Raw genomic sequence first — 21,458 nt, forward strand, 5'->3', positions numbered from 1 at the left:
ATGAAATTTCTAATATCTTTCAATAGTGTTCCTAGCATACTTAATCTGGCGAACCAATGTAATTGTTGATTTCAATTTTAATTTTAGAATAAATATCCCCTTCTACCGATATGAAATCTTTGTAAAAAAGCGAGTCGTTTCTATATTCCAAATACTTTTGTTTTATGTCATCATTGGGCAGGCCATTTACGAACCAATTATCTTTTTCTTGATGATAGTTAAAATAACAATCAAAATTTTCCAATTGAAACTCAAAAGGACTTTTCCGTTGTGGTCTAATCGTTTGCATTACAATATCCTCTTGCACCCATACTAATTCATTATTGTTATTATAATAGGATATTAACAATTGAGGTATGGTTACATCAGAAATACCGTAATTGTACAAGTAACCACTTACCTTACCGTTTTCTACTTTTAAATCGTTAAGGGTTATTTCTCTATACAAATCTTGGCTACTACCATTTGCGGCAACCTGTAAATCATATTTACTAGGTACATCTTCCCAAACCATTGGGCTAAAAGTATTAGGGTCAAATACAGCGGGTATACTGTCCTTTATTTTCTGCCAAGCTACTGCCTCAAAATGAATCTTAAATACCGTGTGTTCTTTTGGCAATAATTTGTGTTTCACAAAATTCTGGGCATTATAAACCCCTAGTTCTTTGTCTTTTCTTGAATATATGGTGGATTTTAAATCAATATCTGCTGGTAGATTATCAATATTCTGTAATCTCCCAATTATATAATATTGATTGTTATTTTCAATAAGCTTAGCCTCTAACACCTCAACTACTGGTTGTGGCACTATGTCTTCATGAAAGGTTTGTTGTGTGGTAACCCTACGCCTACCATGATTCTTGTATTTTGGCTCGGCCACACTAAATAATTGCTCGTTAGGTATGTCTACGTCAAAAACCTCGGGTACTATGTACCACTTACCATCTTTTTTCTTGTTTAGTTCATATACTGTGGTATCCCTAACGTAGGTAAGTGGGGTAATATATTCCGTGTATACTTTTGCCTTGGCATGATTTTCTGTACGCTCAAAAATATCAAAAGATACATCGTTCAACTTACCGTAGGAATTTAATAATCCATCACTAACCGAAGTTTCTAACATGAACTGATCAAACGTTTTTCCATAATCCGCATCATAATACGAGTGTGCCTTTTTAAACCGTTTAAAATCCAGATCGTCATGATAGGCTAATATTACATTTTCCGGTGAAATCTGCTCTTGCGATTGAATAAAGAATAGGTAAATAATATAAAATATACAGCCAAGGGTAAATAAAAACCAAGCCCCCATTAAACCCGCAAGTTTTGGTTTAAAACCATTGGTCTCTACTTTAAATTTTTCATAGGCATTAGGTTCAATCTTTTTTAATTTAAATGCAGAAATAACAATGAGCCTAATGTTTACAAATAGGGCAATAAGCACTGTAGAAACAGGAATTATACCCCACATAAGACGTTGGTACCTAGGATAATCTTTATACGGCTTAATATCTGGAATTGGCTTAATACCCAGTCGTTGCCATACTGCAATACCGTTTGCTAAGGGTTTAATGCGCTCCCATCCACAGAAATAGAGGATAGGATCATAAAATTTATCATTAGAAAAGATGAATTTAATATTGTACTTGTCCGGAACGGTTAAAAATTGCTGTAATGATCCTAAACCCTCTACACCTAAAAATTTCGCATTTTCTAATCGTTCTACTGCCCTAGTAGTAAGCTCTGGCAACCTCCTTGCAGAATGATAATTGCCATCTATTTGCAAAGCATCTGTATTTGCGGACAACCAAGCCATTTGATCACCAAAACCCAAGGTTAAATAGCGCCATTTATAATGCTCATCTGCTTGTAAAAAGTTGATGATGGGCTGCATGTTGATTTTTTGAGGTTGTAAGGGCTTAAAGTATCCTAGATTAACAATAGAAACAGCATTGAAAATTATTAAAAATCCTACCACGGCCCCAATAGCCCTATGCGCTACAGATCCCACTTTTTTCTGAATAAGGGCTTTTAAATCTGTGTGGGCAAAACGGTAGAGAAACTCGCCATAAAATGGCAAAGCCATAATAGAACCCCATAGCGTAAACCGGTCTAGGGTTAGTATATTAAAAGCCGTATCGCCCAATAACATCCTAGGTAAAGGGGTGGTACCCCCTGTTCCCAACAAGGAAAGCATAGCAAACGAGAGCCCGAAGAATATAAATCGTTTGGAAAAAAAACGATAATAGAGATAAGGAAAAATGAACATGATAAATCCCCAAGGAATTATAAAAAACGCCAACCCTGAAGAAGTTACCTCAAAAAAGTTATCCCTAGACCCATGCGGTATTGGCACTTGTGTTATAGGTTCGTTATGCGTTGTAATCCAATAAGGCAGAATTAACATTACCAAACAAAACACCACAGATAAACCAAAAATTATTATTCTTGGCAGACAGGGTTTTAGAGCCTCCATAAAATGCGCCAACCTAACCGCTTTAAAACTTCCGGCCTTTTCTGAAGCAACATCCATTACCACTGTTCCCATTAGGGGAGCAATAAAAAAGACCATTCCAAATAATGGGGTTACATGATGACTGGTAATGGTAAACGCCATCATTGACATACAAACCAAATAAAATTTTGCTTTACCTGTTTTTATGTATTTGTAAACTTCTGGCATGGCATGCATTAGCATAGAGACGCCAAACAAACTTGGCAATTGCCCAAACACATGCAAGGTCTCTATAAAGGAAGAGGAGAATACGGCTATCAAAGCGGTAAAACCAGCAATGTCCCTATTGCCTGTCATTAACTTACCATACCTATAGGCCCCGGTGGTAAATAATATTATTGCTACGAAACAGCATACAAACAAGCCAAACTTTAAGCCCCCTATATAAGAAAAAAGTGCAATCAGTTGATGCACTAACGGTGGGTAGGTCATTACGGAAAAACCTGTATACCATCTTGGCTCCCAAGGATCCCACCAACTATTTGCGTAGTGATCGGCAAAGAATAGATGAATCAAGGCATCATAGGTCTTCTCTATAGTAAAAAAGACCCCGGCACCATGAAATATTAGGGCTAACAGTAAAGCCGCTATTAGATATTTATTAGTTGTTATGCGCATTATCTATTAAACGCAAAATTATGCACTTTAGGATAATTCAAATTTTTAAATATGTCAATTCACCACTATTTTGTAGGATTTTACAACATTTATAAAAACTTACTAATAAATAGACAAAAAAAAGCCCTGATTATTCATCAGGGCTTTTTTTAACAAAATTGTTTTATGACTTACATGGTAGCCACTTTTTTCATAAGCTTGCTTTTTAAGTTAGCTGCTTTGTTACTGTGAATAACATTCTTTTTGGCCAACTTATCTATCATACCTACAACAGACGGCAATAAAGCTTCTGCTGCGTTCTTATCTTCTTCATTACGAAGTTTCTTTATAGCATTACGAACAGTCTTGTGTTGGTATCTGTTACGTAAGCGTACAGCTTCGTTTCTTCTGATTCTTTTTAATGCTGACTTATGATTTGCCATTTTACAATTTTTGTTTTGTAGCCCGTAGGGGAATCGAACCCCTGTTACCAGGATGAAAACCTGGCGTCCTAACCCCTAGACGAACGGGCCATTAAAATATGAACAATACGTTTAAAAAACTTTGTAGCCCGTAGGGGAATCGAACCCCTGTTACCAGGATGAAAACCTGGCGTCCTAACCCCTAGACGAACGGGCCATTAAAATATGAACAATACGTTTAAAAAACTTTGTAGCCCGTAGGGGAATCGAACCCCTGTTACCAGGATGAAAACCTGGCGTCCTAACCCCTAGACGAACGGGCCATTAAGGTTTGCTTAATTGCGGATGCAAAAATACAACTATTTTTTACTATTGCAATAGTAACCTTATTTTTTTTTAATTATTAATACGCTTTAGCAAAAAGCACCCTATGATTGGCCGGTTTACCCGTAACCATACATTTACCATTTTCCTGCTCAACATCAATAGGAATGCACCTAATGGTTGCTTTGGTCTCTTGCTTTATTTTTTCTTCGGTTTCCTTGGTTCCATCCCAAAATGCAGCTAAAAACCCACCTCTTTCTTCTAATACCTTCTTAAACTCATCATAGCTATCTACTTTGGTAATGTGCTCTTGCTGATGGTTTTTGGCTTTGTTATAAATATTTTCTTGAATTTCTGGTAAAAGGGCCTCTATCCTTGCAACTACAGAATCTATTGGAACAGATGATTTTTCCAAGGTATCTCTTCTAGCAATTTCAATGGTTCCATTTTCTAGGTCTCTATTACCTAAAGCCAGCCTTACAGGGACTCCTTTAAGCTCGTATTCATTAAATTTAAAACCTGGTTTATGTGTGTCCCTATCATCAAACTTAACAGAAATATTTTTGGAGCGTAATTCGGCAACCAATGGGTTTATTTTAGATCTTAAGGCCTCTAATTGCTCTTCTCCCTTATATATTGGAACAATAACAACTTGTATGGGTGCTAAATTTGGTGGTAGAACCAAGCCATTATCATCGCTGTGGGTCATTATCAAAGCCCCCATTAACCGTGTAGACACTCCCCAAGAAGTTGCCCATACATGTTCTTGCTTGCCCTCTTTGGTGGCAAATTTTACATCGAACGCTTTTGCAAAATTCTGACCTAAAAAGTGAGAGGTTCCTGCCTGTAGCGCCTTACCATCTTGCATTAATGCTTCAATACAATACGTTTCTACAGCACCTGCAAAGCGTTCACTCTCTGTTTTTAATCCCTTTATTACGGGTACTCCCATAAATTGCTCCACAAAATCTGCATATACTTTTAAAATAAGTTCTGCCTCATCAATAGCTTCTTGCTCCGTTGCATGTGCGGTATGGCCTTCTTGCCATAAAAATTCTGCTGTACGCAAAAACAAACGCGTACGCATTTCCCAGCGCACAACATTAGCCCATTGATTCAATTTTAAAGGCAAATCACGATAAGACTGAATCCACTTTCTATAGGTATCCCATATTATGGTTTCTGAAGTGGGCCTTACAATTAATTCTTCTTCCAATTTAGCATCTTCGTCTACAACGATACCACTGCCATCCTCGGCATTTTTTAAGCGGTAATGTGTAACCACGGCACACTCCTTGGCAAAACCTTCTACATGACTCGCCTCCTTACTCAAATAGGATTTTGGAATAAACAATGGGAAATAAGCATTTTCATGACCCGTCTCTTTAAACATTTTATCCAAAGCGGCTTGCATTTTTTCCCATATAGCAAAACCATATGGCTTAATTACCATGCAACCACGAACGCCTGAGTTCTCTGCCAAGTCTGCCTTGACAACCAATTCATTATACCATTTAGAGTAATCCTCTGCCCTACTCGTTAAGTTTTTTCCCATCCAATTTAGTTTGGCACAAATCTTGTGACTAGTTTAACAAAAATAGAACGGTAAAACTAATTATTTTTTAGTATGTTCAATAATAAAAAGACGTGTTATGTACCTTAATTTACCCCACTCCAAAATAATTACCTATTCTTTAGGCGTACTTACCTTATTTATAACCTCTTGCGGCTCTTACCAACAAGCCTCCTATTATGATGATGATGGCATCTACGGCAATGGCAATAGAACGGTTTCCGTTGAAAAAAGAAATTACCAAGGGGTAAGGAACCAACAGGTAGAAACCGATACCTATGGTCAATACTTTGGTGAAAAAGCCAACGAATACGACGAATTTTTAGACTCAGAAATATTTACAGATGTAGATGACTATTATGGAGAAGAGCCTGTAGATAGTGTTGGGGTAAACATACCAGAAGAATACTATTTAGAAAACAGCTATAACGGAAACGCCGGTTGGGGAGATAACCCGTCAAGCGTACAAATAAATATCTATGACAATACCCCAAACTTTGGTTTCTGGGGCTGGAACGACCCATGGCTATGGAATGCCGGATGGGGTTGGGGTTGGAATAACTGGAATTATGGCTGGGGATGGAACAATCCTTGGAGATGGAACCGTTGGGGCGGTTACGGTTGGGGCTACGGCTGGGGCTGGAATAACTGGGGCTACGGCTGGGGCGGTTATTATGGTAATTATTGGGGTAGACCATATTATAATAACTACAGAAATTATGGCTATATAAATGGTAGAAGAGGATATAACAATGCGTATGCCTATAACAATTTAAGAAGCCGCAATCTTAGAACCACGTCTAGAAACTCTGCTTACAGAACCAATAGTGGTAGAAGCAACTTAGGCAGGAGTAGCGCGACCCGGTATAGCACAACTAGAAACAATAGCGGAAGAAGCGTAAGCCGTTCTGCAATACAGAGAAATCAAAATTACCGATCAAGTAGAAGTACCAGGGTAACTCCAAGATACAGTGGCACTACTAGAAATTACCAATATTCCCGTTCTTCTAGTACAACACCAAGGAGTAATGGTAGCTACAGTAGAAGTGGTACTACAACTAGAAGCTATGGTAATTCTTCTGGTAGTTATAGCCGTTCTAGAACCGCTAGTCCAAGAAGCTATAGCAGAAGTTCAAGCTCTGGCTCTAGGGTGAACAACAGCAGTACACGAAGAAGCAGTAGCTCTTACAGCAGAAGTTCTAGCAGCAGTTCTGGTAGAAGCGTAAGAAGCTCTAGTTCTAGTTCTAGAAGTAGCGGCAGCTACCGAAGCTCTGGCGGTTCTAGTAGATCATCTTCTAGCGGCCGCTCTAGCTCAGGAAGAAGCAGTGGCGGAAGAAGACAATAAATTTCAAAATACTTAAAGAAAAATAAAAGCTATGAGAAACGGAATATATCTCGTACTGGGTTTGTTTTGCCTAGGTTTAAATGCACAAACTATGGCAGATGTAGTACGCCTAGGAACAGAAGAAAGCCAAGGAACAGCAAGGTACCAAGCAATGGGAGGGGCGTTTGGAGCCTTAGGAGGTGATTTATCTTCTTTAAATGTAAACCCAGCTGGTTCGGCTGTTTTTAACTATGGTCAATTTAGTATAACCGGCAGCAATTACAACAGAGACAATGAGCAGTTATACGGAAACACTTTTAATAATGCCTCCTTAAATTCTACTGAATTGAACCAAGCAGGCGGAGTTTTTGTTTTTGAAGGAAAAGGCAGTAATTGGAAAAAATTAGCCCTTGCCATAAATTATGATTTAGTAGATAATTTTGATAATTATTACGAGTTTAGAGGAGCAACCACATCTGGTTTAGACAATTACTTTTTAAATTACGCAGATGGCATTCCCTTCAACTCAATTCTTAGAGGAGAAAATGAGTATGTAGAAATTGGCTATTTAAGAACGGGAGAAGATTTTGGCTACGCGGCCCAACAAGCTTATTTGGGTTACTATGGCGGCCTAATAGACCCAGCGGACCCAGAAAATGAGGACGGCACTTCCTATATTTCTACAGCTAATTATGACCAAGTAAATCAAAGATATAGGCAAACAACAAACGGCTATAACAGTAAGTTTACGGTAAATATGGCCGGGCAATATCAAGAGAATCTTTATTTGGGCGCATCCTTAAATTTTCACTCTATATTCTATGAACGCCTATCTCTTTTAGATGAGGATGGTTATGCCGATGATTCACAGATAACGTTTGCAACATTTGACAATTTATTGCAGACCGAAGGAAATGGATTTTCCTTTAGCCTAGGTGCTATTGCCAAACTAAATGAAAACATAAGAATAGGCGGTAGTTACCAATCACCTACTTGGTATTATTTAACTGACAATGCCTCACAGCGAATCAACTCTTCCTTAGCAGATGAAAATATTGACTTCTTAGATTTTGACGAGATAAACTACTATCCCGATTATACCATTAAAACACCCGGTAAGATTAGCGGTAGTGCAGCTATTATTTTTGCAAAAGAGGGCTTACTAAGTTTTGACTACGGTTATCAAGATTTTAGCAATGCTAGGCTACGCCCAGAAAACGATATTGAATTCTCGAATACAAACCAAGCTATAAGCTCAGAGCTACAAGCGGTAAATACTTATAGAATTGGTGGCGAGTATAGGATAGAAAGATTGAGTTTAAGAGGAGGATACCGCATTGAAGAAAGCCCTTATGTAGATAAGACCATCTTGGACGACTTAACCGGTTATTCTGCTGGTATAGGGTATGATTTTGGCGGCAGTAAATTAGACGCGGCTTTTGTAAGAACGGAACAAGATACCAACTTTAGATTATATGATGCCGGCCTTGGCAATAGTGCAGCCAGTACATTTATAAACACAAATGTTACCCTTACCTACACCTTAAAATTTTAGAAAAAAATTGCTTGAATATAGCATCAAGGCCAAGGAATTTCCTTGGCTTTTTTTATCGAATTAAGGAAAAGTGGTTCCTAACATTTTTAGCCACTAAAACACCTTCTTCGTCCCTGTTATAATCCAGGCGAAACCAGTAGTCTGAAGCCGGCAACCTTCTTCCATTAAAAGTGCCATCCCAACCTGCATCTATTGCGTTTAACTGTTTTAACAACTTACCATAGCGATCAAATATAAACACCACTGGGCTATCTAAAGTCTCTATTCCCTTTACCTGCCACAACTCATTCTCACCGTCTCCATTAGGTGTAAAAAACTTATCATAACCTACTACTAAGAACTCCAACGGCTCTGTTGTACCACAACCATTTTTATCGTTGATTACAACCGTATTAATACCTGCAGGTACATCTAAAAAAACAGGATCATCTTGAAATTCACCTTCATTAATTGCGTACTCATAATCACCATCGCCAGCTACAACTATCTCAACGGCGTATTTATCTGGATCGTTGGCATTGGTTAAATCCTCCATTACAATAACCTCCTCCAAAGTAGGCGTAGCATAGAATGTTATTAAAATATCATCAGAATAAACAACCCCAAAACTATCGGTAATTGAGGCAAAATAACGTCCAGAATCTGGACTCCTGACCACTAACTCTGCATTGAAATCTCCTGATCCAGGAAGTGTGGTATCAATAGTACCGTCATCATCATAATCTACAGACCAAACAATACTTGCTATATCACTTCCGGCGGGTGAATTTAATGCAGAAAGTGTAATATCCGGGTCTCCTTCGCAAGCAATAATATCAAAACCTAAAAATTCGTCTCGTAAGGTACAATCCAGTGCGGTATTTTGGTCTTCATCTACAGAACTACCCGTAAAGGTTAACATATAAGACTCTGCGTCACCGTCAAAATTAGTTTGGTAATTGTTAATGAATAAATAATATATCTCTCCAGCGGTTACGTCTAACCATTCGTCATAGGTATTTTGGCTTCCCGTTAAATGTGGCTCTCCTTGTTGACCACTGACCGGATTAACACCCACACCGGTAAAACCTGTACCGTTTACTTCGTAATTACAACGTATGGGTTGTGCACTTGCATCTCCTATTACACCACAATAATTGATGTTATCTTCTTGGTCAAAGGGTCCGTATAGCGCAAAATCCCATTCTGAAGTAATAGGTGCACCAGGACTTACCGGTAATGCTTCAATATCAAATCCTATTTGACCATCGGTTCCTGCCCTAAAAACGAACCAAGAAGTATTGTTCTCTATATTAGCAGAAATAACACTGCCTTTTTCCAAACAACCAGATTGCCGCACCACATCTGGATCAAATTCATCTATATCCCCGCCACCATCTGCAGTTCCTAAAATAGGACCATCTGCACAAATTGGTATAGCAGTTCTACAATCTGCAGAATTTTGGGCATAAGTATTTAATGTAAAAACTAATAATATCGTTAGGGCACTAAATAGTGTTCGCATGGATTGGAGCTATGCTTGGTTGTTCAACAAGTTTAAAACTGCAAATAGCACCTTTTTATTATAAATTACCCCCAAAAAGAACTGAATTTCGATAAAAAGCTATTTTAGTTAAAGCTTTAAGGCGAAGTGATTTTGGATATATTTGGCCGTTCTACGCTCTCCTTGGTCATTTTCGTATTGTAAGCTAAACCAGAAATCTGTTGGCGGCATAAGTACATTGTTATAAGTTCCGTCCCAAGATGTATCGTTTGGCCCAAATTGTTTCAAAAGTTTACCATATCTATCAAATATGGCAACAACGGGGTTGCTCAATTCTTCCAGACCGTATATTTGCCAAACATCATTATTTCCATCGCCATTTGGTGTAAAAAATGGCATAAAACCCATTACAACAATTTCTTCCCTAACCACACCACAGCCAAAGGCATCTCTAATATGTATGGTATGCAGACCTGGTAAAACGTTTTCAAAAACGGCTGTTTCCTTAAAGTCTTCATCATCTATTCGATATTGAAAATCACCTTCTTCTACTACGTTTACGGTTACCGTGGCCTTAAAACTAAAGTCGTCTACCACAATGTCTTGAATCTCTGGTATTATGGACTCTTCTACCGTAAATACCTTGGTGCGAATACAGTTTACATTACCAAAACTATTTTCTGTAGTTAAAATGTAAGTTCCTGGAGTGGTTACCGTTATTATTGGGCTAACCTCACCTGTACTCCAGCTATAATTAATTGACGAATCCGGGTTGTCTACACCAATTTGAACAGACCCATTGTTCGCACAAATTAGCGCAGTTTCATCTGGACCTAAATCTGGCGATACTAAAGTGTTGAGCTCAAATTGTACAGAAGCATCATAACAATTTGGATTTAGTCTATTGGTTAAACGTACGTATATAATCTCCTCCCCTGGATTGGTCAAATAAGGTGATTCTAACCTATTAATACCCAGATTGGCATCTGATAGCGTTGAATGATAGCTTACCAAAAACGCCTCCGCGCTTTGTGCTCCAAGTACCTCAGCATCTTTATCCGTAAGTGAAAAACCAATTTCATTTTGACACACGACTTCGTCTTGAACAGCCATGGCAACTGGTACGGCAGAAAAGCTTACTTGTACATCGCTTATTAAATTTTCAGAACCAGTAAGTACCTCAACACGATACGTTCCATCACCGGTAACCTCTAAAATTGCATCATGTTCTCCCGTAATTTGTTGATAGCCGCTATTTGTATTTATAAACCAATTGTAACCTGTTGCATCTTCTGTTGTAGCGTCCAAAGTAACTATTTCACCTTGGCAAGCAACTTTTGGACCTCCTAAGATATTATCCAAAATATCGCAATCTAACGCATCGTAAGGGTTTGTAGTAAATATTTGACCGGTAAATTGTATACTAAAGCCATCATTATTGTTGCTAAAATTATTTACCATTAGGTAGTACTGCTCTCCAGGGGTTACCGTTAACCAGTCTTCATATTGTACTGAATCTGCAATTCCATTGGGGTCTTCACCTACTCCAGTTGCGCTAGCACCTTCCCTATTATCAAAAAAATTACACCGTACCGGCTCACCCAAATTACTGCAATCCGTAGCCCTGTAAAGTGCAAAATCCCAGTCTTCTTCTGGTCTATGCTGTATGTTAAATCCTAATTGACCGGATGCGCCTATTCTAAAATAGTACCAAGCAGAGTTAGATTCTATGGCACCGGTAGTAGTTGCTTCCAAACACCCACTAGAAGTTTGACCGTTAAAATCGTCCGCACCAAATCCGTTGGTACCACCATTAATTGGTGTATCATAACAAATGGGAATAGCAGTACTACAATCTGAGGATACTTGGGCATAACCAGCAACCGAAATAATGAGTAACAATAAAGTTATGTAGTTAGGAGCAATTTGCATCTAGTACCTTAAATTTCTAACATCGCAAAACTACCTGTCTTACCTACTTAACAATAATTTATGTTGTCAACACTACATAACAAGATGTTAAATAGGGCATTAATGTATATCTTTGTGGGCCATATTTAGGGCAAATGAAATTAAATCAGACATTGGAAGAACAGTATGAGGAAAGAGGCAACGACCATGTTGGCTCCGCATCTGACACCCCTTTGAGGGGAGATGCATTTGTATTGAGTGACGAAGAAAAAATGGACCGTATCCAAGATAACGTAAGAGACATCTTATTAACCTTGGGAATGGACCTTGAAGATGATAGTTTAAAAGGTACACCAAAGCGGGTAGCCAAAATGTTTGTCAAAGAAATATTTGGCGGCCTGCACCCAGAACGAAAGCCAAGCGCCTCCACTTTTGACAATAAATACAAGTATGGTGAAATGTTGGTAGAAAAAAATATTACACTCTACTCTACCTGTGAGCACCATTTACTACCCATAGTAGGCCGTGCACATGTGGCTTACATTTCTAATGGTACCGTTGTTGGTTTATCCAAAATGAACCGCATAGTAGATTACTACGCCAAAAGACCTCAGGTACAAGAACGCCTTAACATACAAATAGTAAAGGAGTTACAAGAAGTCCTGGGCACGGAAGATGTTGCCTGTGTTATAGACGCCAAACATTTATGCGTTAACTCTAGAGGTATTAGAGATATTGAAAGTAGTACCGTTACCGCAGAATATGGCGGCAAATTTAAAGAGGAAGCCGTTAGAAGAGAATTTTTGGAGTACATAAACCTAGACACAGAATTTTAATGCAACTTTACGACCAGCAAACCTTAAAAGTTACCAATTCACTTACTGGAAAAAAAGAAGTCTTTAAACCTATAAAAGATGGCTACGTGGGCATGTATGTCTGTGGCCCAACCGTTTATAGCAACGTACATTTAGGCAATTGCCGTACGTTCATGTCTTTTGACATGATTTTTAGATACTTAAAACACTTGGGGTTTAAAGTTAGGTACGTAAGAAACATTACAGATGCCGGCCATCTAGAGAACGATGCGGACGAAGGTGAAGACAAAATTGCAAAAAAAGCGAAATTAGAGCAAATAGAACCTATGGAAGTAGTGCAACGCTACACTGTAGATTTTCACGAAACCTTGCAAAAATTTAATTTACTACCTCCAAGCATAGAACCAACCGCAACCGGACATATTATTGAACAAATAGAAATAATAAAATCTATTTTAGAAAAAGGATTTGCCTACGAGGTAAATGGATCGGTTTACTTTGATGTGGTTAAATTTAACGCTACCAACGATTATGGCAAACTAAGCGGTAGAAAGCTAGAAGATATGATAGCCAATACCCGAGAATTAACCGCACAGGACGATAAACGAAACCCACAAGATTTTGCTTTATGGAAAAAAGCGGAGCCACAACATATCATGCGTTGGCCCTCTCCATGGGGCGATGGTTTTCCTGGTTGGCATTTAGAATGTACGGCCATGAGCACCAAATACCTTGGAGAAACCTTTGATATTCATGGTGGTGGTATGGATTTAAAGTTTCCGCATCATGAATGCGAAATTGCCCAAGCAGAAGCCTGCAACAACACGTCTCCTGTTAATTATTGGTTACATGCCAACATGTTAACGCTCAACGGAAAAAAAATGTCCAAGTCTACGGATAATAACATTTATCCGTCAGAGATTTTTAATGGAAACAATACCATTCTAAGCAAGGCTTTTTCTCCATCTGTAGTGCGCTTTTTTATGATGCAAGCGCACTATACCAGTATTCTAGATTTAAGTGATGAAGCTTTATTGGCTTCTGAAAAAGGCTATCAAAAATTAATGGAAGCCATTAAAAACTTAGAAAGCCTACCAACTGCCCAGAACACGACCAATTTTAACGTTGAAGCATGGAAACAGGAGTGTTACGATGCCATGAACGATGACTTTAACACCCCTATTTTAATTGCAAAATTGTTTGATGCGGTTAAACGAATTAACCTTATAAAAGACGGTAAAGAAACAATATCTGAGGCAGACAAAAAGAAATTGACCAATTTGGTAGCCAGTTTTACGTTTGATGTTTTAGGATTAGAAGAACAACAAGCAACAGAGGGTTCTTCTAACGCATTGGATGGCGTGGTTAATTTACTGATCAATCTTAGAAACGAGGCAAGAGCCAATAAAGATTTTGCAACGTCAGATAAAATTAGGGACGAATTACTAGCAATGGGTATTCAGTTAAAAGATGGCAAGGATGGCACAACCTTCAGCATCAACTAGCCTAAAAAAAATTCTGATTGCCCCATTTGTACTTTTGGTACGTTTTTACCAAAACTTCATTTCCCCGCTAACACCCCCCACTTGTAGGTACAGCCCCACTTGTTCACAATACACGTTGGAGGCCTTACAAAAGCATGGTTTATTTAAAGGTGGGTGGCTTGCAGTTAAAAGAATTATTAGCTGTAACCCATGGGGAGGCAAAGGACATGATCCAGTGCCCTAATTATAAGCTTTATTTACAAAAAACTAACGCTAGGCTTATTAATTTGCATCAATGTAAATAATTATCTTAGCCCAAAACAAACGCCAATGCATTTTCTAGGTATTACTTGGAACCCAGACGACACTCTTTTCAAAATAGGTTTTTTACAAATCAAATATTACAATCTTTTATGGATAGCCGCATTTATCCTTGGTTTTTACATTATGAAGAAAATCTTCTTCAACGAAAAAAAGACCTTGGAAAAACTAGATTCGCTATTTGTCTATGCAATGGTATCCATTATGCTTGGCGCAAGATTAGGCCACGTGTTTTTTTATGATTGGGATTATTACAAAAACCATTTAGTAGAAATATTACTACCCATAAAAGAAAGTGTAAACAGCAGCCTATTTGGAATAATTAACGGTTATGAGTTCACTGGTTTTGCCGGTTTGGCAAGTCATGGCGCTGCTATTGGTGGTATTATTGGCCTTTATCTGTTTTCTAGAAAGTACAAAGACATGAGCCTTTTATGGTTATTAGACCGGGTAGCCATAACCTGTGCCATTGGTGGTGCTTTTGTACGTTTAGGAAATTTCTTCAATTCTGAAATTAATGGCAAGGTTGTAGAAAAGAGTTTTCCGTTGGCAGTTAAATTCATAAGAGATTCAGACGATATGCCTGCTTACCAAGCCATTAGCCTCACCAAGCAGAAAACAGCCAGTGCAGCATACAAAGCTATAGAAACCAATCCTGATTTTGCATCTGTTTTAGAAGCTATTCCCTATAGACATCCTGTACAATTGTACGAAGCTATAGGCTATCTTATAGTGTTTCTAATTATGTATTTCTGGATGTATTGGAAGACCAATTTACCTAAAAAGGAAGGTTTCTTGTTTGGGTTTTGGCTGGCAACAATGTGGGGGCCCATCCGTTTTTTCTTGGAATTCTTTAAAAAGAGTCAAGGCGGATTTGAAGATAACTTGGGAGAAACCTTGAGCACGGGTCAATGGCTAAGTATTCCATTTGTATTAATTGGCATGTATTTAATGTTTAGACCAACCAAAGAAAAAACAGCAATACGTTAACTATGAAGCAGATAATTTCAGTTATTACTTTAATACTCTTATTGGGCAGTTCCTGTAAAGAACAGAAACGTAATAGCCTAGAAGAGGAAAAAATTGGTTTTACAAAAGAAGGTGAGTTATCTATTTTCAAAAAAGATTCCCTTTTAGTAAATCTTGATATAGAGTTTGCAGAAACGGATTATGAAGTACAAACTGGCTTAATGTACCGCGATAGCATGGAAGAAAAGCAAGGAATGCTATTTATTTTTCCAGACGTAAGGGTACATTCTTTCTACATGAAAAATACGGCAATACCACTAGATATCATCTTTATTGACGAAAATTTACAGATTGTAAGTTTTCAAGAAAACGCAAAACCATTTGATGAAACAGGTCTATCCTCTCTAGTTCCTATAAAGTATGTTCTAGAAATAAATGCTGGCCTTTCTGAAAAATGGAACCTTGAAGTGGGTGACCAAATTAAATACCAAAAGTAAATGCCTATACACCTTCTAGAAAACGTAACCACAGAAAGATTACTTTTTAGAAAGGTGGCTCCATCAGATTTTCAAGCTTGGCTCCCTTTCTACCATGATCCTAGCAGTACACTATATTGGAATGGTTTACCAAAAGACCCTATCATTGCTTGTAACGAACAGTTTTATCGCATTTTTGAACGTTACGAGTTAAATCTAGGAGGAATGAATGCGCTAATCCATAAAAACACCGGGGAATTATTAGGTCTATGCGGTTTACTTTTACAAACCGTGGATGGGGTAAGCGAATGGGAAATTGGCTATTCACTTTTACCAAAATTCAGAAAAATGGGGTATGCTACAGAAGCTGCAAAAGCGTGTAAAACTTATGCAACAAATAACAAACTGGCCCCATCTTTAATTTCTATAATTCACATAAACAACAATCCCTCTATACAGGTTGCTATTAAAAACGGGATGCGTTTAGATAAAACCACCACTTATAAAAACAACCCTGTGGCCATTTACAGGGTTCAACTTTAAAATTGTTCAATGGAACACACAGCCATTTTAATAGACAATAGCGTTAACACAAATAAACTGGCTAACGGTCTTTTAAATAACGTCTTTAAAGAGATTTATTTAAAACCGCATAACACACTACTCTTTAGCACGCAGACCATAGACCATTATATAGATTTAGAAGAGCGATTAGAACAAAAGATAATTAACAAAAGTAGTGCTCAGCCGCTTAAAACCATGAGTAGTGGTGAGCGGAAAAAACTGCTCCTGGAATACCAATTAACGCACAATCCAGAAACCATGATTTTGGTTAATCCGTATGACAATTTAGATGCTGCCACACAGCGTTATCTAAAGGATAAACTAACCCAGATAAGCACAAAAATTAGCATCATTGAAATTTTAACAAGGTTTAAAGATGCCTCTACTTTTATAGACCAACATTATAATTATATAGATGGTAAGTTGGTACCGTTTGTTAAAGGAGACCAAAATAAATTACCGCTGTCTATTGCACCTATACCACAACCTATAGATAAACCAGCTTTACCTAAAGAATTAGTTATTTTTAATGAGGTCTCTGTAAGTTATGGCTCTAAAAAAGTGTTGAATAATATATGTTGGGAAATTAAACCCAACACATTTTGGCAACTAATTGGACCAAACGGCAGTGGTAAAAGTACTTTATTAAATATGATCACCGGAGATAACCCTATGGGTTATGGGCAAGATTTGTGCTTGTTTGGGGCAAAAAAAGGTAGTGGCGAAAGTGTTTGGGATATTAAAAAGAAAATCGGTTACTTCTCACCACATATGGTAGATAAGTTTGCCGGATATCATTCTTTGGAGCACATGCTCATATCTGGAATTCATGACTCTGTAGGATTATATACCATACCTACAGTAATGCAGAAAAACCAAGCTAAAAAATGGTTGCACTTATTAGGAATGGAGCATAGAGCCCAAGAACATTTTAGAAATTTGAGTAATGGGGACAAACGCTTAATTATGACGGCACGTGCCATGATTAAACATCCGCCCCTATTAATATTGGATGAGCCTACCGTTGGCTTAGATGATTCTAGTGCCAATTTCTTTGTTGCTTTGGTTAATGCCTACAGCAAACAAAGTAAATCTGCCATTTTGTATGTTAACCATAGACCAGAACTTGGTTTAGAGCCACAGTTTACCTATGAGTTACTGCCGAGCAACCAAGGAAGTCATGGCGTTGAGTCATAAAACTAGGTAGTAATTTTTGGAATACAACCCTTTTATAATTCAAAAGCCCAACTAGTATAGATTTGAAATACCCCATGTTTAATACGGGAGTTATTTTTTGGAAAGTTACTTAAACCGGCATTATACCGTAAACCGAAAGATAAGCCTAACTCTGGCAATTTATAACCTGCGCCAAAACCAATACCAAAGTCTACCGTTTTTATTTGTTGTGTAAATGGGGCTTTTTCACCATTGCCTATAGCTTTTTCATTTGCCGAGAGTAAAAACCCAATTTGCGGTCCAATTTCTCCATATAAACCTTCAATAGGATAAATTTTACCCATTATGGGCAGATTTACATAATTGTAAACGTCTTTTACATTTTCAAAGGAAGCTCCTTGTACAGAGAATAACAGTTCGGGTTGAATGCTTACTAAATCTATAAGTTGAATTTCTACTATACCACCTACGTGTAATGCCGCCAAACTCCTATCATTTGTAACAGCTCCAGAATAATTGGCCAAATTTAACCCAACTTTAGGCCCAATACTTACGGTCTGTGCAGATACACCCAACGTAGTAAAACAAACAACTAACAGTACTTTAAATAAATTTTTCATGGTCTTATTGTTAATTAATACAGCTAAGAACTTTATTAAAAAACTTACTTTGAAAAATCATACCTAAAATACTGGAAAACCAGTAGTTTTTTTACTTAAAAACCAAAGCACCATAAACAAAAAAGGAGGCAATTGCCCCCTTAAATTATACCTAAAACCCTATTATTTAGGTTTATACCAAAACTTTTTCAATAGCAATTTTTACCAGCGAAGCTGTATTAGAGGCATTCATTTTTTTCATTAAATTTCTACGATGTGTTTCTACTGTTAGTGGACTAATAAAAAGTTCATCCGCAATTTTATTGGTAGTCTTACCAGATACGATCAGTTTTAAAATTTGCTTTTCTCTTTTAGTTAATCTTGGGGTATTGCCCAAAGTATGGAAAATTGTATTTGCCATAGCTTTTTGAATTTCAATACCATAATAATAATGCCCCCTGTACACTTTAGAAATGGCTTCAACTAATTCTGATTCTGTTACATTTTTTAGGAGGTAGCCTTTTGCTCCATTAGATATCATTTGATTTACAATACTCCGTTCCCCATAAGTACTTAAACCTATTACGTAGGTATTTGTGTATTGCTTTGCTATTAGTTTACAAATTTCAGTACCACTTATATCTGGTAAATTTATATCTAACAAAACAATATCTGCTTGGTGCTGTTTAAAGAACGCCAAAGCTTCGGCACCTGTGGTGCAACAAGCTTGTACCTTAATATCCTTATGACCCTTTAAGAGCGATTTTAAACCTTCTATAACCAAAGGATGGTCATCTACTATAACTACGCGTATTTTAATGTTACCTAATGCCATGCTAGATATTAATTACAATATGAACCGTTGTACCTTCATTGGGGGTAGAATCAAAATCTATTTCACCATCTAAGAAAGCTACTCTTGTCTTTAAGTTGTTTAATCCCATTCCACCCTCTTTGGAACGCTCCGCTTCTAAAAACCCTTTACCATTATCTTCTACGGTAATACTTATTTTATCGTCTTCTACCAAATATTGCACCAACACCTCGGTTGCCATAGCATGTTTAACCGCGTTATTTATCAATTCTTGGAATATTCTATAAATGGTTAAACTGGTTTTTTGGGATAAGCCTTCTCCAGAATCATAAAATTGCAAGATAAACTTTGTGTTCTTGGCTGCTTTACCAATACTTGTGCAATAATCTTCGATAGCATTTTTAAGCCCGTATCTAAATAATGTTTCGGGCATTAAATTCATTGCAATATTCCTCAATTCAAAAAGTGAATCATCAATATTTTTTACCGCTTCTACAAATCGCTTGTTATTATTTTTAGCAGTGGAATTTTGCGCTAATTTTTCTAATTGAATTCGCGTTGCAGACAACCTGCCGGCCAAACCATCATGTAAATCTATTGCTAGTCTTTTCCGTTCATTCTCCTGCCCTTCTAGCATAGCATTATAAACCTTAGAATCTTGCTCATACTTAAGCTGGTTTAATTCGGCTACCTTTAACTGTTCTCTCTTTTTAATATTTCTATAACCCAAATAAGCTATCCCTGCCAAAAAAAACAAGCCTAGAGATATAGACCAGAGTACATAATTTTGAGACCGTTTTTTGGTCAATTGTAGTTCTACATCGTTATTTTGATTTGTAAGCTCTAAAATTTCACGTTCCTTTTTTTCAGATTGATATTCCGTTTCTAACCTTATAATTTCCCTTTCTAGTTCTGGGATATTTAAACTGTCTGAAATGGTAACATAATTGGCTAAATTCTCGAAAGCTCTATTTGTATTATTAAGTTTTGAATAGAAGTAGGCTATTTCCTTATATAGCTCGGCTTCTATAATTTTATTTTGATAGAACTTAGCTAGGTCCAAGCTTACTTGAGCATATTCTAGTCCCTTTTTATAGTTTTTATTGGCTCTATACACCTTAATAAACGCCATGAACAAAGGCAATTTATTTTGTTGTATAGGATTGCCCTCCAATAATTGCAACGCCAGTTCCAAATTCTCTAGTGCCGCATTATAATTAGACTTTTTTACGTAGTACTCTGCTAGAACGGTATGGTACAATTGTGTTTTATCATCTAATGCCAATGAATCTACCACAGGTGCAATAAAATCCAATTTCTCTTTGGCACTTTCTATAGAATCTAGCTGAATTAAGCAAGAGGCAAATATTAATTTATTAATAGTTAAACTTTTGTAATCTTTTGCTTTTAAATGTTGTTCTCCGCCAATAACAAAATAACTATGAGACTTTTTAAGCTGGCCATTGTTAAAAAAACCAATGGCAATATTGGTGTTTGCCTTTGCTATAATCTCGTAGAACCCAATTTTTTCGGCTATGGGCGATATTTTGTTTATATAATAAATATCCTCATTAAAGCCTTGGTAAGACCTTACCACCCCAATATTGAACGTGTTTCTAACCCAAAGTTTTAAGTTAGCAGAGGAGGAATCAGATTTTATTAACGCGGATAGTATCGTATCCGCTTTTCTATAATACTGCTCACCTTTAAACGGATAACCATAGTCTGAATAGAAATTACCAAGCAAAAACAAGCCTTTGCCAATTCCATAGCTATCCTTATCATTCTTAGCCTCTACCAGACCTGTTTTTACGTATTGTAAGGCAGAAGCTGAATCATCGTCTTTAAGAATCTCCGCAATTTTGTATTTAGTTTGGTAACTAGCTGGATTTTCTTTTAAAAACCACCGTAAGCTATCTATTTGCCGGGAATTATCTCCTTGGGCACAACAAATAGAAGCTAGAAAGAGTGGTACTACCAAAAAAATGGTATTTAGTTTCAAAGCACTAAGGTTAATAGACCAAAGACCTAATATAGCAATGAAATTTATTTTCAACTTAAAAATCACTAGTAAGCTTACCGCTTAAACAATAACGTAAGAGTTGCATTAACCCTCCAAGTAAGCGTATTTCCCGTAATTGTAAAGTCCATTGCCTCATCTCCTATATAGTAAAAATCTTCTTCTATGGTTAAAGCTTCTGTGCCTACTAAAATTTCGGTGCAACTGCCATCTTCATTTAAATCTAGGATATAAAAACTTATATTTTCCCCGTCAGATTCAATATAAGAATCGTTATAGCAATCTAAATCAGTAACATCTTCATCATCTATCTGAACAAGATTCCATAGGCCAATAATAGCATCGCCTGCAACTATGGCTTCCTCTTCCACGGTAGATTTTTCACAACTGAAAAGAATTAATAAGCATAAAAAAGTTAATGGTTTGAAAATTGATTTCATCGTGTTTAGGTTTTTGTGTACTTCAAAAAAATCCATATATCTTAAGACATAAAAACCTACTTTAAAAAATACTGGT

At 37.2% G+C, this 21,458-nt stretch carries 18 protein-coding genes and 3 tRNA genes; 9 read left to right on the forward strand and 12 right to left on the reverse strand.

Translation table 11 applies throughout. The features are described from left to right. Positions 1-40: 40 nt before the first annotated feature. The 6 genes from BUL40_RS11850 to proS form a co-directional block, all read right to left on the reverse strand. On the reverse strand, positions 41-3,133 hold the full coding sequence (locus tag BUL40_RS11850) for a membrane protein (RefSeq protein ID WP_010517892.1): 3,093 nt from the start codon (positions 3,131-3,133) through the stop codon (positions 41-43). A gap of 170 nt (positions 3,134-3,303) precedes the next feature. Then, on the reverse strand, positions 3,304-3,555 hold the full coding sequence (gene rpsT / locus BUL40_RS11855; protein WP_080319441.1) for a 30S ribosomal protein S20: 252 nt from the start codon (positions 3,553-3,555) through the stop codon (positions 3,304-3,306). An 18-nt stretch (positions 3,556-3,573) separates the two neighbouring features. Beyond that, positions 3,574-3,645 (reverse strand) — tRNA-Glu (locus tag BUL40_RS11860). A 34-nt stretch (positions 3,646-3,679) separates the two neighbouring features. After that, positions 3,680-3,751: transfer RNA gene (locus BUL40_RS11865), tRNA-Glu, on the reverse strand. Between the two features lie 34 nt (positions 3,752-3,785). Then, a tRNA-Glu gene (locus tag BUL40_RS11870) sits at positions 3,786-3,857 on the reverse strand. Positions 3,858-3,937: 80 nt separating this feature from the next. Beyond that, a complete protein-coding gene (gene proS / locus BUL40_RS11875) occupies positions 3,938-5,413 on the reverse strand; it encodes a proline--tRNA ligase (protein ID WP_080319442.1) in 1,476 nt (491 codons plus the stop codon). A gap of 97 nt (positions 5,414-5,510) precedes the next feature. Here proS and BUL40_RS11880 point away from each other — a divergent pair, with 97 nt between their 5' ends. Beyond that, a complete protein-coding gene (locus tag BUL40_RS11880; protein ID WP_080319443.1) occupies positions 5,511-6,776 on the forward strand; it encodes a hypothetical protein in 1,266 nt (421 codons plus the stop codon). Positions 6,777-6,807: 31 nt separating this feature from the next. Continuing rightward, complete coding sequence (locus BUL40_RS11885; RefSeq protein ID WP_080319444.1) at positions 6,808-8,310, forward strand: OmpP1/FadL family transporter; 1,503 nt, start codon at positions 6,808-6,810, stop codon at positions 8,308-8,310. A gap of 52 nt (positions 8,311-8,362) precedes the next feature. On the opposite strand, the gene BUL40_RS11890 is transcribed toward BUL40_RS11885, so the two are convergent. Further along, a complete protein-coding gene (locus BUL40_RS11890) occupies positions 8,363-9,814 on the reverse strand; it encodes a T9SS type B sorting domain-containing protein (protein WP_080319445.1) in 1,452 nt (483 codons plus the stop codon). A 108-nt stretch (positions 9,815-9,922) separates the two neighbouring features. Beyond that, a complete protein-coding gene (locus BUL40_RS11895) occupies positions 9,923-11,695 on the reverse strand; it encodes a T9SS type B sorting domain-containing protein (RefSeq protein WP_317044019.1) in 1,773 nt (590 codons plus the stop codon). A 164-nt stretch (positions 11,696-11,859) separates the two neighbouring features. On the opposite strand from BUL40_RS11895, the gene folE reads away from it, so the two are divergent. The 7 genes from folE (at position 11,860) to BUL40_RS11930 (ending at position 17,530) form a co-directional block, all read left to right on the forward strand. Beyond that, entirely contained in the window at positions 11,860-12,540 is a 681-nt protein-coding gene (folE, locus tag BUL40_RS11900) for a GTP cyclohydrolase I FolE (protein WP_080319447.1), read from the forward strand. Continuing rightward, a complete protein-coding gene (gene cysS, locus BUL40_RS11905; protein ID WP_080319448.1) occupies positions 12,540-14,024 on the forward strand; it encodes a cysteine--tRNA ligase in 1,485 nt (494 codons plus the stop codon). The genes folE and cysS overlap by 1 nt, the downstream gene beginning before the upstream one ends. Continuing rightward, positions 13,999-14,247: a membrane protein insertion efficiency factor YidD gene (gene yidD, locus BUL40_RS11910; RefSeq protein WP_080319449.1), complete on the forward strand. Its 249-nt coding sequence runs from the start codon at positions 13,999-14,001 to the stop codon at positions 14,245-14,247. Before cysS ends, yidD begins: the two co-directional genes overlap by 26 nt. A gap of 86 nt (positions 14,248-14,333) precedes the next feature. Continuing rightward, positions 14,334-15,314: a prolipoprotein diacylglyceryl transferase gene (lgt, locus tag BUL40_RS11915; RefSeq protein WP_080319450.1), complete on the forward strand. Its 981-nt coding sequence runs from the start codon at positions 14,334-14,336 to the stop codon at positions 15,312-15,314. A 2-nt stretch (positions 15,315-15,316) separates the two neighbouring features. Next, positions 15,317-15,790 (forward strand): DUF192 domain-containing protein, encoded by a 474-nt coding sequence (locus BUL40_RS11920; protein ID WP_080319451.1) that lies wholly within the window; start codon positions 15,317-15,319, stop codon positions 15,788-15,790. Then, entirely contained in the window at positions 15,791-16,312 is a 522-nt protein-coding gene (locus tag BUL40_RS11925) for a GNAT family N-acetyltransferase (RefSeq protein ID WP_080319452.1), read from the forward strand. Between the two features lie 9 nt (positions 16,313-16,321). Next, complete coding sequence (locus tag BUL40_RS11930; RefSeq protein WP_080319453.1) at positions 16,322-17,530, forward strand: ATP-binding cassette domain-containing protein; 1,209 nt, start codon at positions 16,322-16,324, stop codon at positions 17,528-17,530. 32 nt (positions 17,531-17,562) lie between these two features. On the opposite strand, the gene BUL40_RS11935 is transcribed toward BUL40_RS11930, so the two are convergent. The 4 genes from BUL40_RS11935 to BUL40_RS11950 form a co-directional block, all read right to left on the reverse strand. Next, positions 17,563-18,129, reverse strand: a complete 567-nt coding sequence (locus BUL40_RS11935) for a porin family protein (RefSeq protein ID WP_010516871.1) — start codon at positions 18,127-18,129, stop codon at positions 17,563-17,565. Positions 18,130-18,301: 172 nt separating this feature from the next. After that, complete coding sequence (locus BUL40_RS11940; protein WP_010516872.1) at positions 18,302-18,943, reverse strand: response regulator transcription factor; 642 nt, start codon at positions 18,941-18,943, stop codon at positions 18,302-18,304. A 1-nt stretch (position 18,944) separates the two neighbouring features. After that, complete coding sequence (locus tag BUL40_RS11945) at positions 18,945-20,924, reverse strand: tetratricopeptide repeat-containing sensor histidine kinase (protein ID WP_141239663.1); 1,980 nt, start codon at positions 20,922-20,924, stop codon at positions 18,945-18,947. A gap of 74 nt (positions 20,925-20,998) precedes the next feature. Continuing rightward, positions 20,999-21,382: a lipocalin-like domain-containing protein gene (locus BUL40_RS11950; RefSeq protein WP_141239664.1), complete on the reverse strand. Its 384-nt coding sequence runs from the start codon at positions 21,380-21,382 to the stop codon at positions 20,999-21,001. Between the last annotated feature and the right edge of the window lie 76 nt (positions 21,383-21,458).

Origin of the sequence: Croceivirga radicis (genome assembly GCF_002072105.2) — a bacterium.
GTDB lineage: Bacteria > Bacteroidota > Bacteroidia > Flavobacteriales > Flavobacteriaceae > Croceivirga > Croceivirga radicis.